The following is a 15,642-nucleotide window of genomic DNA, read 5'->3' as shown; positions in this document are numbered from 1 at the left end:
GGCTAATTAAAGGTTGTACTTTCACTTTTCCTTTTTCAATCAAGGAAATGGCCATTGGATGAGTGTTGTATTTCGATTTTCCCCCTTTTTTAATAAAACCGCCGCTTTCATGATTTTCCCTCCATCATACTTTTTTAGATAAAAAATCATCCGATCAAGCACTGCCGTTGATGGCTGATACGCTTAAACCGTCTAAAGAAATGGTCTTGCCATCTAAATGTCTAATCTTGATGATCTTTCGCTCCGATGGAAGTAGGTCGAAGAAGTTATCCGAAAAAATAATTTTTTCTGCCGGAAGTTCCAGTTTAACAAAACGCGCAAAACAATCTGTCCAAATTTCTACTTCTTGTTTTTCCGGCATCACTTTTACTTGCAATTTCGCCTTAGGCAGCTGAAGATCTTTATGATTTCTTAGGTAATAATAGTTTTCCTCTGCTTTTTTATTCAACGATTTTAAGCGGACGACAACTTGTTCAGCAGGATTGCCTTGTAAAACCTCCGCTTCTGTTAAGGAAGCAATTTGAACCGAAGCATTTCCTTTCACATGGATCAAAAATTCTTTCGAATACACTAACTCGCCATTAAATCGGAACACTTCGAATACCAGCGTATCTTTCACATCTTCTAATCGGTCATTCACAACCCATAGATGTAAATCATCGCCAGGGTCATGTTCAAGCGTATATAAAAGAGGGGCATTAAATTTTTTACTATAATAATATGAAGCCTTTGGCAACAAGTAATAATCGATCATCGACCAACTCGTGCCAGGCCAGCAATCATTCAATTGCCAGATTAAAGCCCCGCTTGTTTGCGGTTTATTGCGGCGGTAATGTTCCATTCCATACTTTAAACCTTCAGCCTGTGTGAGCATCGAATAATTCATGTATTCCTCAACATTTTTTGGAATGCCGGTATACCCTTCCATTAATAAGAGCCCTTTTTCATGATGAAAATCTTTATTGCGATATGCCAATTCATCGCTGCCCCAATAAAAAGTTCCCTCAGGCAGATTTTTTTCCAGCGTATAACGATTGGCAGAAGCATGCATGCCAAACTCGCTGCAAAACCGGGTGCGATCTTTTTTATAATTTCGAAACGAAACCCCCTCCACACTGATGTTTTGTCCTAAATTCTGACCGAATTTTCGAGGTTCCACATTCCCGTGCCAAACTTGCCAATTATGCCGGTCGCCTTCCTCTTGTGAGTTGTGATCATTGCCGCCATATGGCGAACTTGGCCAATATGGACGGGAAGGATCTAATTCTTCCAGTAGTTCAGGAATTAACTCATGATATATTTTTTCTCCATAAAAAGGAGTGTGAATTTTTCCAGCGGCATGCTCCACTTCATATAACCAATCGTTTTCGTTATTTCCGCACCATAAAGCGATGCAAGGATGATTACGAAGCCGCTTAATCACCGAAATCACTTCTTCGCGGACGTTTTCCATATAATTGCGGTTGTAATCTGGGTATAACGCACAGGCAAACATAAAGTCCTGCCAAACTAAAATACCTTGGCGATTGCATTCTTGATAGAAAATGTCTTTTTCATAAATCCCACCGCCCCATACACGCAGCATATTCATATTTGCTTCTTTCGCAAGCTGAATAAGATGACGATAGCGTGATTCCGGTACAGATCCTAAAAAGCTGTCAATAGGAATCCAGTTCGCTCCTTTCGCAAATATCTCTACACCATTTAAAACAAAGGTAAACCGCGGATTCCCTTCGCGATCTCTTTTCATTACTTCCACCGTACGAATCCCAATTTCTGTTTGATATGTGTCTAGAACTTCCCCTTCCCATTTTAAAACGACGGATAATTGATAAAGATTCGGTTCTCCTAAATCATGCGTCCACCAAAGATTTGGATTGTCGATGTTGAAAGTGAGTGTTGCTCGATTTTGATCAATATTTACGGTTTGGAAAAATTGTTGTTCTCGATCTTTTAACGTCACTTCCGCCTGTAAACTTTTTCCCTTAACAAAGTTTTTGGTGTAAATATCGATTTGAACAACGGCCCGAGAATCTTTCAAGTCAAGTGTTCTTGCGTAAACACTTTCGATTTTGGCAATTTTTCTTTTTTCTAAACGCACCTCTTTCCAAATTCCTACCGTTAGAATTTGCGGACCCCAGTCCCAGCCAAAATGATATTGAGCCTTGCGCGCCCATATGCGATCTTTTCCAAATCCAGCCCAATAATTTTTCTCTTTCTCCTTTAACTGATAGGAAACGGGATTAAATTTCACTGCCAAAACATTTCTTCCATCCACTATTTCTCTAGTAACATCAAAAGTATGAGAAATGAACATATTTTCCGTAGTCCCTAATTCCACTCCGTTTAAATAAACAGTCGCAAAGGTATCTAAGCCTTCAAAAATCAACTCTAACCGTTCATCTTTGTCTAGATTGTTTTTATCAAATGTAAATTCCGTACGATACCACCAAACCTTTTCTTCCACCCATTTCGATTTCAAATCATTGTAGCCGAAAAAGGGATCATCAATCAATTTCTTTTCCCGTAAAATCGAATGTACGTCTCCTGGCACCTTTGCTGGTATCCAAAAGTGATCAATATAGTTTGGATCTGCAATCGTTAAATCCCTTACCTGTCCTACATCAAAATGCTGTATCTTCCAATTTTTATTGATTAACATTCTTCATTCCTCCTTCCTGTAAAGAAAAAGAGACCAAACCTTGTTTCATATCGTTCACAGGCGGTCTCTATAAAAAACTTTTTTCGGCATCAGTTATATTTTTCCAACAAACCTTCACTTCAATACAAACTGCATTCCCTCTTTAAAGTTTTTGCTAAAGATAATGAATAGGACGAGAATTGGCAATGTCAGTAATACCGAAGCCGCATACATCGGTCCTGGAAACGCTCCATATGGACCAAACATTTGAGCTAGCAATACATTTAACGTTAACATATTTTCACTGTTAACCACCAGCATATCCCATAAAAGTTCTACCCATCTTTCCATAAAAAGGAATAGGAATATAATGGTTGTAATCGACTTAGACATTGGCAAGACAATTCTAGCAATAATGGTTAATTGTCCTGCTCCATCCATTTTGGCAGCTTCAATTAATTCATCAGGTATACTGCGGAAAAAGTTAGTGTACATAAATATCGCCCACAAATTAACGGCCTTTGGCAAAATCATAGCCCAATAGGTGTCGTACATCCCAAAGTAGCGGATGATTAAAAAAAGTGGAATTAATAGGATAACCGCTGGATAAAACATTTGAAACAAAATAATATTGTTGATCAAACGGCTGCCTTTAAACTTTAATTTAGCTAAAGCGTATCCTACTAGGATCGCTGTCACCATCATTAGCAAAGTGGAAGATAAAGTCACAACAAAGCTGTTAAAAAAGGCTCGGAGCCACGGTCTAGGAACAACATCATCCCCACCAGTAAATAACCACTCATATGAACGCAAGGTCAACTTAGTTGGAATCATTTTACGGTCCACTTGATCCCATGGGGCCAGAGAATTTAAGACCATATATAAATAAGGAAACACCATGATGATAAGGATAACAAAAGCCAAAATATACAACAGCGTGGTCTTTAATTTCTTACTCCCAACCATGTCTGGCACCCCACTTTTCCAAAAGCTTTCGAAACACTAGAATAGAAACGAATGTGACAACAGAGTTTATGATTGCTATTGCCGTTCCATATCCTGCATTTAATCTTTCAAATGCCTGGTTATAAATTTCTAACTGCCATGTATGCGTGGAATAATCTGGCCCTCCACCAGTTAATACATACGGTTCAGTAAAAATCCCAAACATTAGACCTACTGCTAAAATGGTGACGGTATAAAACGCTGGATGCAACATCGGTATAGTGACGTACCAAAATCTTTTCCAACCAACAGCACCATCCATTTCGGCTGCTTCATAGATTTCTTTAGGTATACTTTCTAAACCTGATAAAAACAGCAGCGCATAATAGCCCACAAATTTCCACGCCATCATAAGGGCAATGATTAGTGGCGCTAAAATTGGAGAACCTAACCAATCAATATCTAAACCTAAATGCTTACGAAAAAAAACGTTTAATGGACTGTTATAAGATAACACCCCATTGACAACAATGGAAGAAGCCACTCCTGATGCCAAGTAAGGTAGGAAATATCCTACAGCAAACAACCCTTTAAGTCTAGGCAAAGAATGAATAATTAAAGCTAAAAGGAGTGAGCCCGCAATAACGATGGGAACAAACATGAGCATAAATTTATAAGTTACCAAAAATGCGGCCCGTACGCTTTTGCTAAAAAAAGCTTCGAGAAAATTTTGAAATCCGACCATTTCATAATCAGGAGCAATGATGTTCCAATTTGTAAAAGCTAAATAAACAGCCCATAGCAAAGGAAACAGAAAGAATATGAGTGTATAGATAAGGTAGGGGCTGGCAAAAAGCCACCCCAACCATGTTGTCTTTTTATTCATTTACTTTAACACCCCGTTAACAGCCTTTTTCATATCTTTCCAAGCTGTTTCAGGATCTTTTTGGCCTTTGACAACAGGATTTAAGGCCTCTTTACCAATCAATTCTTGAATTTCTACCGTTTTTTCGTTATCCACAGGTGGGATTGCGTTTGGAATGTTTTCCGCGTACTGTTTTAATTGAGGGTTTTCTTCAAGATAGGATGCAAAAGCTTCATTAGTTGATAAATCATCACGTGCAGGTGGCAAGTTTGTTTGTTTGAACCAAGCTAAATCATTTTTCGCATCTGAAAATACCCATTTAATAAAGTCAAAGGCTGCTTGTTGTTGTTCTTTGCTTGCAGAAGCATAGATGACAAGGCCTTTTGTATCTGCAAATGTTTTAGAATTTGCTGGATCTACGCCGTCAGGCACAGGCGGCAACGATAATACATAAGTTTCATTGAACTTCATTTCCGGGAATTTCTCAGCCCAGTATGGGAATGTCCATGGCCCAAGATCCACCATAATGGATGTACCTGTTTCAAACGGGTCAGTCGCTTCTCGAGTCAAAAGCAATTTATTCTTGCTTAAATCATTAAAGAATTGGAGTGTTTTTACACCGGCTTCGTCATCCGCAATAAATTTGTTTCCTTTAATAAAGTTATTTCCATTCGATGCTGCATTGTACAACATAAAGAAGTCAAACCATCTTGCCCACCATGTCGGTTTTACTAAATCAGCTCTCGCCCAAAGAAACTTATCAGGATATTTTTCTTTCAATTTCTTGCCAACTTCAATGACTTCACTATATGTTTTTGGCGGTGCATCGTATCCAAGTTCTTTTAGAATATCGATTCTCCAACCAAACAACATGGCATTAGAATAAATCGGCAAAACATATTGATGGTTGTCTGCAAACTTCCAGCTTGAAATGGTTTCCTTCATTTGACGTTTATCAATTAACTCATCAAAACCTTCAAATTCATCCAATGGCACAATCGCACGGCTCGCCGCTAGCTGAGCTGCAAAACCGCGGGAAATATTTTCAGAGACCGCAGGCGCTTTCCCTGATGCAATCGCTGATTGAATCCCTGCTTCAGAAGTAGGGCTTTCCGGCATTGGCGTAACCTTAATTTTAACGTTTTTATTTTCTTTCATATAAGCCTCGGCCATCTTTTTCCAGAAAGCTTGTTGTGTAGGGTTTGGCGCAGCCCAGAACTCAAATTGAACAACTTTGCCAGCTTCATCATCTTTTGCGTTTTTCTCTTGATTCCCATTTTGCCCTTGACAGCCAGTAACAATAAGAACGGCTGCCAGCAATAAGGCGATGAGTTTCGCAAAACCTTTCTTTTTCATGTTTACTCCCTCCCACATTAATTTAATTTATAAATACTTTAATTTTGACATGATTTCCTGCAGACTAAGTTCCGCGCCGGCAATAGATTCATCAGCCGCGCCATAGTAGATTCTAACGGTATCTCCTTCTACAACTAAACCACAAGTAAAAACAACATTACCGAAGAAGCCGCTTTTTTCATAATCTTCCTCAGGTTCTAAAATAGGCTCTTCCGTTTTGGCCAGAATTTTGGCGGGGTTATTGAGATCCAAAAGAACGGCTCCTAAGCAGTAGCGATCATTTTTATCAGCAGCATGATAAATTTCTAACCAGCCTTTATCCGTTTTAAACGGAACAGCACCTCCGCCAATTCGCCCGCTTTCCCAACCCTTTTCACTAAGGCCTAACAAATATTGATGATTCCCCCAATAACGAAGGTTATCTGATTCTGCAATCCAAATTTCAGGCCTGCCAACTCCTTTTGGCACAGGTCGATGTAACGCATAGTATTTTCCATTAATTTTTTCAGGGAAAATTGCCACATCTTTATTTTCAGGAGGAAAAATTAAACCAAGGCGTTCGTAAGTCACAAAATCTTTTGTTGATATAAGTCCTACACCAATGCCTTCTGCTGATGCTGCACTATATTGAATATAATAAGTATCATCGATTTTAGTTACGCGAGGGTCTTCAACCCCCCATGCTTCACGCTTCGTTTCGGGATAAATAAAAGGTTTCTCATCAATGGTGAAGTTGCGTCCATCTTTGCTGCGTGCAATACGAATATAAGATATAGACGTAAGATACGCGACTCTTCGATTAGGATCGTTGTAAAAAATGACTCGCGGATCAGAAAAATCAAATCTCGAATCATCTTTATGTAAATCAATAATTTTCAGCTTTCCTTCTCCTCTTGAAAAATCAATAACAGACGTTCTGACAATATTCGGATCTTCACTAATGGGACGTTCAGCCACACGAAGCAATAATAAAATTTCACCATTGTATTGAGCGACACCAGCGTTAAAAACTCCTATCACTTCATGATCTTGATGGAATGGTTTTACATCGCCAGGAGTAATTAACGGATTTTCCGGAAACCGCTTGACTTTCACAGTAAATCTCCTCCAACTTCTAATATGCATTCCATAATAATTCCCTCTTTTTTCACTAGAATAATGGAACGAAAGCTAATTACCTCATCAGTTACTTAGAAAAGATTGCGGCTTTATCTTTTTAATGTATTTCCAATAATGTCAGAAAGCCCTGATTAGATGTACATCCCAGCGAAAACATTTTAAGATTATTTATGTAAAAACCAAATATATTTGTAACGTTACATATCATTTTTTAATTATCAATTTGTAATCTTTACAAGTAAATTATTCCATCTTTCATTTTTATAGTCAATAGATTTGTTAGGTTCATCATCACATTTATAATTTAGAAAAAAAACACTTACATCCCTAGAAATAATGCTTGGATGTAATGCTTTGTAAGCGAAAGAAAAAATTCATCTGATGGGTATTTCCCTCCATCTATCATCATCCTAGGATTGAACAGGAATCATAGAAAATAATGAAAAGGAATTTTTCATTAAAAGCTTTTTCTCATATGTAAAAAGCTTATGTTAACCAAAAATTACATACATTATTTAACTTTTGTAACATTAAAAAAGACCTTGATTTTCTGTTTTTAAAATGAAAAAATAATGTAATGAAATTTGTGCTCTACTGAATAAAAAGAACTTTACCTAAAAAATTTAACAAGTCCATTATCATTCCAATTCTGTTCATTTCATATTACAATATTAATTGTCACTCTTCCCCAGATTTTATGGCATCATCAATCACAGTATTTCATTCATTAGATTTTATACAATTGTAATCATGCCAACTTATTCATATGACTTGTTTTTGTGATACAAATGTTTGATTTTAATGCTTTCCTAAAAATGAATAATGGGTGTGGAATATGAAAAAGAAAGTAACAATGCAAGATATTGCCGATCGATTAAATATATCAAAAAACTCGGTATCCCAAGCTTTAAGAGGAAAAGAAGGGGTGAGCGAAGAAACTCGCGAACGAATTAAACGTGTGGCCGAAGAAATGGGGTATCAATATCCAGGAGCGCGCAAGAAAAAGAAACAAGGAAGAACGGGGAACATCGGATTAATCGCTTCGGATTTAACATTTTCCTTAAAAAATTTTTTTGGCGAAATTTACTTGAGCATCGAAAAAGAAGTCGTAAAACGAGGCATGAACTTACACATCCAATCGGTTAATCAAGAACAAAAAGAAAAGCTTATTTTGCCTTCATTTATCGAAAATAAGATGGTAGACGGAATCTTAATTCTTTCTCACATCAGTACGGAATACATTAATAAAGTGATTTCAACCGGCATTCCAACCATTCTTGTTGACCATCATCATCCTAATATCCACGCGGATGCCGTATTAACGAATAATCGCTTTGGCGCTTACTTGGCCGTACAGCATTTAATTGAATTAAATCATCGCGACATTGCTTTTGTCGGCAATGTAGAATATTCTCCTAGCTATGAAGAACGCTATGAAGGATATTTGCTCGCATTGCGGGAATATGGCATTGAACCAAATGAAGAGTTTATTTTCAAAAATGCGGAAGAAAAAGAAGAATTGATACTTCAGTACATTAAACAATTAGAGCGGCAACCGACTGCTTGGTTTTGTGTCAATGATGCATTAGGATTTTTAGTCAACTCATGCTTAAGGCAGCAAGGCATTCAAGTTCCTGATCAAGCATCCATATGCAGTTACGGTAATGGTCAATTATCGAAAATCTCTACACCGAAAACGACGACTGTTGACATTGACTTGGAACTTTACGGGAGAAGAGCGGTCGAACTGCTTTTTTGGAGAATGGAAAACAAAAATGAACCATTCCAAGAAATCCTGCTCTCCTCTAAACTAATTAAAAGGGAATCAACCGCCTTCGCACCAAAGCGATCTTGAAGGTTTGCTCCAAACAATGATGAAGGGGCTGATCCCAAACTCTGGGATTCAGCCCCTCCTTCATTTCAATATGATATTTTACGGAAGCAATTGCAAGTCTGTCCAGTGCGGATGTGCTTCGAGACGCTGTTCCATGTCACGGAATGCTTCTTTAGGCAAGTGAAGTTAATCTCTTAAAATATTATGGGAAATTTAGGCTATCTATTCATAGCGCTATATAAGCGTAAAATAGCTCTTGCACAAGAAATCTCGCCAAAATAACAATGTCATCCTACATCATGAAGAGAGATTTCTCATGCAAGAGCACCTTCATTATCCACGAGATTTCTCTGCTTTGAACCATTGGCGGACTCCTTCTTGCCTCGCGCAAACTGTGAGTTTCCACCGAGATGGATCGTCAAAAACGAAACAGATGAGGCGTTTTTTTTTCTGCGTTAACCGATCTTCTTCCATTCTTTCAACCTGTTTACGCTTGTCGCTCTTGGTGTGCCCTAGAGTATTTTCATCCTTCAATCTCTCGTGCCGTATGTTCCCAATCTATTTTGAAAAGAGGGGTGAGAGGCATTTTGCATTTCACTTTCTTTTGCAACTTGTCTTATTGATTTTAATTTGGTGGACAGCTCCATAAACCAGCTTTCATCCTTCGTTAATAAAGCCAAATCAATTAATGCCTTAATCGGTTCCTCACCATCAAAGGTCGACATCGGCAGTTTTTTCACCCAGTGTTTTAATGTTTCAACGGTTTTTCCAATGATTTGCTCATTATCACAATCCATCACCTTTATTTTGACAGTTCCTTGTAATGAATTTACTGCTTCAATATAACCGTATATCAATTCTCCATTTTTTGTTTTCCCTTTTACCCAATCCCCTACTTCCACTGGCGAATTACTTATTCTATCCATTGAATTCACCACCACTTAAAGTGTTATAATATCTTTTAAAAAAGACACGCAATTGGGAACACGCCTTCTGTAACAAAAATTATTACATTTTATTTATAGAAAATCAAACAATTGAATTTATCATAAATTTATTGTAAATTTATCTTTACACTCTTCTTACGATCATTAGAATGGCGGTTTTCGTATAAAAATTATGATAAGAGAGCGTTTTATTTGCGATAAAGAAAAAAGGAGGGCTGTTTTCTTTCGGCGTTCAAGTTCTCCTTTTTTTATCCTATTCATCTTTCAGCAAGCTTCAGGCAGCACGTATTCTATGATGAAACACTGCCCCGATAAATGAAGAACAGAGCCGCCAACATAAGTCCTAGACCAAGCAAGCGGCTTGCATTCATCGGAATTTTTTCCACACCGAACAAACCAAAATGGTCAATGATAATGCTGATGACCATTTGGCCAACGATTGCCGCGAAAATCGTTAAGGCCACCCCTACATTTGGTACACAAAGAATGACAAACGTCACAAAAAGGGCCCCTAACAAGCCGCCAAGCAAATTCCATTTAGGCACTTGAAACAAATGAGCGATCTGCCCTTTTCCAAAAAACAAGACGAAAAATGTTAAAAACAGCGTTCCGATAAAAAAGGAAGTAAACGCTCCTTCAACGCTGCCAATTTTTTTGCCGAGACTTCCGTTTATAGGCGCCTGAATCCCCGCCATCATCCCGCCCAACAAGGCTAAAAGAATGTACAAAAACTTCATTTTGTTTCCCCCTAACAAGTGATTAATTATAACTTATCATATTGCGGTTATAAAAAACGATAAAAAACGCTCATAAAAACTTAATTATTATAATTTTATGACAATATATAAACAAAAACTATAGTACCGTCAAGAATTTTGTTTAAATGTAAGATAAATAGGGCTTCTCTGAAGGAAAGATCGGTGATCAACCAATGGTCGAGCCTTTTTAACTGGTATTTCCTCTTTCCACGAAAAGTTTGACTGCATGAAATTTCCGTTCTTTATCAATACGTTTTCCCACGTTGGCGCTCCCTCCATGCAATTTGTTTTATAATAACGTTTCTTTTGGTGTGTCCACTTTTTTTAACTAAATTTCTGGTTACTCTCCTATTTATCAAAACAGGTGAAAGAAATAGTTATTCGTCCGAAACATTTTTCTATTTTTTTATTTAATTACAATAGGTGCGAAAGCATAAAACCATCTGAAAGGAAGAGATGCATAATGGCTTGCTTATGTAATGGAGGCTTATTTCCGCAATTGTTTTTTACACAATCATTAACCCCTCAAGCGCTAGCAGCTGCTACTAATCCAAATGTAGTGCTTACTCTTGGGCCAATCGTTACCCTTAGCGGAGAAAATTAGATTCGATCGTTGAATTAGCAATTACATCCGCTAACGCAGAAACAACTAACGTAACAGGTGCAACTTATATTCTACAGCGCTCTACAAACGGAGGAGCGTTCGTGGATTTGGCTCAGCTTGATATAGACACTCAAATAACTGGTGTTGCTACGGTTACTTTATATCCGAACCTTACTTGGGTGGACGTACCAGGCGTCGGAACACACACTTACCGTGTCGTTATAAACGTTGCCACTATAACTGGTGTCACTTATACTGCAGAAACTCGCGCATTAAACGCTCTTGTCGTTCGAGAAGCATAAATAAACAATGGCTGACTCAAACAGGACAAAGTAGATATTGAGTCAGCCTTCCTTATCTAATGGAAAACATGTCATTTTCCATTCACTAACGTTGCTAGCAAATCCATTTCACTTCTCTCGTCTTCATTTTTCTATGAACATTCCAATTTCGGTCAAATCATTTTTGCTACGCATGAATGACAATATTGTTCAAAGCCCGAATGCCATTTGGAAGTTGTTTGCAATAAAAAAACCCTTCCACTTTATAAGTCGTTTGTTCTTCACCGATATCAAACTTTAGCTGGAAATTAGAAAAAGATAACTTATGTCCAGCTTCGATCTTTGAAATGTGGACAGGCTTTAACCAAAATTCTCCTTTTTCCTCCACGATTTTATTCGCCTCCTCATCAATATATTGCCACGGTTCCATCACTAATGGATTCAAATGGCGGTCATATTGGACATCCTCACCAAGCTTAGCGGACAATATGGCACGTTCTTTTGGCATCACTTTCAGACATATAATAGGGTTTTCGAGCGGAACCGAACCGGTATTGTAAATGACAAAGTTTCCGATGACAGTTCCCTTTTGCTCTTCCGTTTTCGGCAATAATAGCGAATACGTGAAATAGGGAATGATACTTATTTGATCAATCCCTTTCCCCCGTTCTTTTGCTTTTTTTATTTCGTTCAATGTTTGCTTGACTGCCTGAATGTCCCGTTCCAGCGCATGAACTTTTTTTTCCACGTCCAAAAGCAGATCGCTCATTTTCCTCCTCCTTGCGAAATAAAGATTTCTTTCCATGTTATATGTATGAAAAAAAGAGGAGGAAATCCCCTCTTTTTCCAAATAGTGAGGAGTTTGGAACTCTCCTCATTTGCAAAATTATTCGTGGTTAAGCGGAAAGATAGTTGGACATTGCGGTGGAAATACATCGACTGGACATTCGTCCTCACAAATAATTTGCGGACGAGGTTGGCAAAACTTCGCAAACACTTCTAAAATAACTTCAAATGTGACGACAATATTTTGACAAACTCTTGCAAAAATTGTCGCAGTAATCGTATCCATATCTGCTGTTGGCGGTGTAAATGAAATCACTCGGCAGCCGTTGAAAGTATCTGATGTAGATGTACAACATACGGTTGTGCCTTCTGGTGCGCAAAGAATCACTTCTTCAGTTATTGTAATCGTTACTGGGCTGCTGGTTACAGTCACTTGTGCGCCAGCTTCGTTTGTTCCTGTCACTTCTAAAGTAACGGAAATCGTTTTGGTTAATGTAACGGCTTGAAGTTCGACTGTTTCATCTCCTACCATACATTCAATATCACGGCGACCCTCTTCCGTACATTCTAAAAGCGTAATTGAACAATCAGCTGTAAGATTTGTTAGACCAGCAAGAGAACCTGTAGGGAAAGTAAATGGGATATCTCGTGTGATCGCCACAACGTTTGTTGTCCAGTCATATACTTTACATACTTGAATACACTCAGGGCGAAATTCTTGGGCAAACTGCTCTAAGTTAATTGCCATCGAGCAACCTTCCTTTCATGATTTTTTCAGGCTACTCTATACTATGTAATTCGCCATCATGAGTGACAGTATCAATGCCTAAATTTCCTAATATGCGCAAATGGTTTTCCATGTCAACCTTTATTAGGCTCTTGCATACAATTGTAAAGAAATGGGCATTTCCTATGTGAAAAATCGCCAAAAAAAGGTGGTGAGGTCGTGAACGAAGAACATAAATGCATCCAATTGGAACAAAAAATTATCCACCTCAAATCAGAACTGGAAAAATACAAAACCTTGCTTGCTTCGTTTCAATCTGATCAACAACGGAACCATCTCCAAGAACAAATGGAACAGTTAACAACCGAAAACGCCCAGCTTAAAGAGAAATGCCATGATTATGAAGAAACGATTTCCACTCAAAATCATGAGATTGACCGCTTATCCACAGAGTTGGAGGAAACAAAAAAAGAAAATCGCTTATTGCATAATGAGATTCAAGAATTAAAAAATGAAAATCTCGTTCTTCAGCAAAAAGTAGAAGCAAATGAAGAAAAAATCCAATCCTTATTAAGTGACTTATCTAACTATAAACAAAGGCAAGCTGAACTGGAAAAAGAAAAAGAGATCATGGGGGAAAAAACACAGGCATTGGAGAGAGAACTCTCTTCCCACCGCGCTCTTATGAATGAGTATCTTTCATTCAAATCACAATTAGAATCATTTGCATCTTGGACAGAAAGGATCAAGACGATGGAAAAAAATAATGATTTTTTGAAAGAAAACATCGATAAGGTTTTAAGGGATTTTGAAGAGTTGAAAGACGTTTTCTTTACACAAAAACAAGAAACAGAAGATTTAAAAGAAGAAGTCCGCATCTTAACGAAAAAATTTCATACAATCGAAGAAATGTTATCAGAGTTAGACACGGGAAAACAAAAAGATATGGCGGTTTTACAAAAACATATTTTACATCAATATGTTGAAATTGAAACCCTTCTCGAAAAGACATCTCATTTTGCGACAGAGATAGAAAAAATATCAAAGCAGCTTTCCGCGTTAACAGAAATAGTGGAACAGAAAAACGAGGATTCTCCCAACTCAGAAACGAACGAAATGAAAGAAATGTTGTCACAATTAGTACAACTGTTAGCAACTCAACAAGAAGTTCCTCCTGTTAAAGAGAAACCAAAAGAAATAACTCCTTCGCAAAAAAGTCTTGTTATAAAGAAACAGACAGGAAACACGACATCACCACCTACCAATAGCTTTCTAAAATTACAGGAATTCATTGATGAAACACAGCAATCAATCGTTGTATCTCCGGTTAAAAAGAAAGGTCAAAACCAAATGAATCCGCAAACGTCCAATGTATATCCTCAGAAATCCAGCCAGATTAAAAATGTACGAGTTGAACAACCTTTCCAAAGCACTCGCCAACCATTTCAACATAAGCAGTCGGGAGAGGATGATGATAAATCACCCAATCCAGTAACACCAACACTATTAGACACAGACCCTCAAGATGATCTTTCAGACATCCAAAGCCTTACCCATACATTAGTTAGTGACGATATACTTGAATCAACTACCAAACTGAAAGCAGCAACAGAGGAAGAGCCCATCACACATATAGAGGAAAAGGCATCTGAGCAATGGATAACACATCCAGCTATGTCCAAACAGGCTGAAGAAGAAATTCATGATGATATAATTCTTATCGAACATGAAAATCCCACTGCTGTTCAAGAAGAAAAAAGCAAAAATATTGACGACCGCGAAATTTTTGAAGAGATAAAATCTGAAAATCCAGAAACAGAAAGCGAGGGTTTAGACGAAACAAACGTATCATCTCCAATAGAGAGCGCCGCTGTTTCCATAATGGTAGAGAATGTGCAAGAAACACTAGAGATAGAAACAAATGATTCTTCTAGCCAAGAAATTCAAGCAGCACCTCCACATCCGGCAGCAGAACCACCCTTTCATGACGAACCTCCAAAAACATCTTCCCAAACGCAGGATAAGGTTCTAAAAAATGAAACAACCTTTCTTAAAGCGGAAAATGAATCTGTCGAAGAAGATTTAGAAAACCATAAGCGAGGATTTTTCTCGTTATTAAAAAAGGCGAAAATATTCAAGTAATAAGCAGGAAGGGGGACTAATCCATCCCCTTCTATATTGCATTGCAATTCTCTGCTCGGGATAGGGAGATTCAGCGAATCACGACTTCTTCCTGACTGTAAATTAGCGCATTATTGGATTTACTTTTTCAAATTATTTCGATTCATTATCTGAATTATTATAGAATATTTTACCCCTACACTCATCTCCACATAATTTATTCCTCTCAGAGAGAGTTTTTCTACATAAAAATATCAAGCCGAAGCATTAGTAGAGCTGTCGCTGAGAGAAGAAGCTTTTGGGCAGGCATGGAACATTCCTGGAGCCGGTACAATTTCCGGAAAGGAAATTGCCAAGATCGCTGGAGAATATTTAAAAAAAGAAATCCGCGTAAAGCCGATATATAAATGGATGATCCAATTAGTCGGCTTATTTGACCCCTTTATGAGAGAATATGCTGAAATGATGTATTTGAACGAAAAACCCGTTGTATTAGACGGCAGCAATACGAGAGATTAATCGGTCCCGTTCCGCGAACTCCCTATGAGATAGGAATCAGAGAAACATTGAAACAAATGAAATCGTAAAAAAGCTGTCACCTTCCCGAATGTCTTGAAATTTCAAGAACTCGGACAGTGATAGCATCCATACAAATCAT

At 37.9% G+C, this 15,642-nt stretch carries 12 protein-coding genes; 3 read left to right on the top strand and 9 right to left on the bottom strand.

Features of this window, described 5'->3' with window-relative positions:
• Positions 1-154: 154 nt before the first annotated feature.
• The 5 genes from B9L23_RS09550 to B9L23_RS09530 all read right to left on the bottom strand — a co-directional run bounded on the left by B9L23_RS09550 (position 155) and on the right by B9L23_RS09530 (position 6,932).
• On the bottom strand, positions 155-2,662 hold the full coding sequence (locus B9L23_RS09550) for a beta-mannosidase (RefSeq protein WP_089097525.1): 2,508 nt from the start codon (positions 2,660-2,662) through the stop codon (positions 155-157).
• 114 nt (positions 2,663-2,776) lie between these two features.
• A complete protein-coding gene (locus B9L23_RS09545; protein WP_041269645.1) occupies positions 2,777-3,607 on the bottom strand; it encodes a carbohydrate ABC transporter permease in 831 nt (276 codons plus the stop codon).
• On the bottom strand, positions 3,594-4,472 hold the full coding sequence (locus tag B9L23_RS09540) for a carbohydrate ABC transporter permease (protein ID WP_089097524.1): 879 nt from the start codon (positions 4,470-4,472) through the stop codon (positions 3,594-3,596). The genes B9L23_RS09545 and B9L23_RS09540 overlap by 14 nt, the downstream gene beginning before the upstream one ends.
• Positions 4,473-5,807, bottom strand: coding sequence for an extracellular solute-binding protein (locus tag B9L23_RS09535; protein ID WP_015863735.1), 1,335 nt, complete (start codon positions 5,805-5,807; stop codon positions 4,473-4,475). It abuts the gene before it with no gap.
• A gap of 27 nt (positions 5,808-5,834) precedes the next feature.
• Positions 5,835-6,932: a BtaManbiosPhlase gene (locus B9L23_RS09530; RefSeq protein ID WP_082798141.1), complete on the bottom strand. Its 1,098-nt coding sequence runs from the start codon at positions 6,930-6,932 to the stop codon at positions 5,835-5,837.
• Between the two features lie 829 nt (positions 6,933-7,761).
• Here B9L23_RS09530 and B9L23_RS09525 point away from each other — a divergent pair.
• The gene (locus tag B9L23_RS09525) at positions 7,762-8,781 is read left to right on the top strand and encodes a substrate-binding domain-containing protein (RefSeq protein WP_089097523.1); all 1,020 of its coding nucleotides are present in this window, start codon (positions 7,762-7,764) and stop codon (positions 8,779-8,781) included.
• A gap of 509 nt (positions 8,782-9,290) precedes the next feature.
• On the opposite strand, the gene B9L23_RS09520 is transcribed toward B9L23_RS09525, so the two are convergent.
• Both B9L23_RS09520 and B9L23_RS09515 read right to left on the bottom strand, forming a co-directional pair.
• Positions 9,291-9,686 carry an IDEAL domain-containing protein gene (locus tag B9L23_RS09520; protein WP_141103863.1) on the bottom strand — a complete coding sequence of 132 codons (396 nt, stop codon included), beginning with the start codon at positions 9,684-9,686 and terminating at the stop codon, positions 9,291-9,293.
• A 311-nt stretch (positions 9,687-9,997) separates the two neighbouring features.
• Positions 9,998-10,444 (bottom strand): DMT family transporter, encoded by a 447-nt coding sequence (locus B9L23_RS09515; protein WP_062754323.1) that lies wholly within the window; start codon positions 10,442-10,444, stop codon positions 9,998-10,000.
• Positions 10,445-10,928: 484 nt separating this feature from the next.
• Between B9L23_RS09515 and B9L23_RS21010 the strand changes: the two genes are divergently transcribed.
• The gene (locus tag B9L23_RS21010; RefSeq protein WP_240345800.1) at positions 10,929-11,069 is read left to right on the top strand and encodes a hypothetical protein; all 141 of its coding nucleotides are present in this window, start codon (positions 10,929-10,931) and stop codon (positions 11,067-11,069) included.
• 468 nt (positions 11,070-11,537) lie between these two features.
• Here B9L23_RS21010 and B9L23_RS09505 read toward each other — a convergent pair whose 3' ends face one another.
• Together B9L23_RS09505 and B9L23_RS09500 are read right to left on the bottom strand one after the other, a co-directional pair.
• A complete protein-coding gene (locus B9L23_RS09505) occupies positions 11,538-12,119 on the bottom strand; it encodes a hypothetical protein (protein WP_089097522.1) in 582 nt (193 codons plus the stop codon).
• Positions 12,120-12,236: 117 nt separating this feature from the next.
• Positions 12,237-12,884, bottom strand: a complete 648-nt coding sequence (locus tag B9L23_RS09500; RefSeq protein ID WP_089097521.1) for a BMQ_0737 family morphogenetic spore coat protein — start codon at positions 12,882-12,884, stop codon at positions 12,237-12,239.
• Positions 12,885-13,082: 198 nt separating this feature from the next.
• Here B9L23_RS09500 and B9L23_RS09495 point away from each other — a divergent pair, with 198 nt between their 5' ends.
• Positions 13,083-15,005 carry a hypothetical protein gene (locus B9L23_RS09495; RefSeq protein ID WP_089097520.1) on the top strand — a complete coding sequence of 641 codons (1,923 nt, stop codon included), beginning with the start codon at positions 13,083-13,085 and terminating at the stop codon, positions 15,003-15,005.
• Positions 15,006-15,642: the final 637 nt, after the last annotated feature.

The organism is Parageobacillus galactosidasius (assembly GCF_002217735.1).
Lineage (GTDB): Bacteria > Bacillota > Bacilli > Bacillales > Anoxybacillaceae > Parageobacillus_B > Parageobacillus_B toebii.
This window is presented reverse-complemented; position numbering and strand designations above follow the sequence as displayed.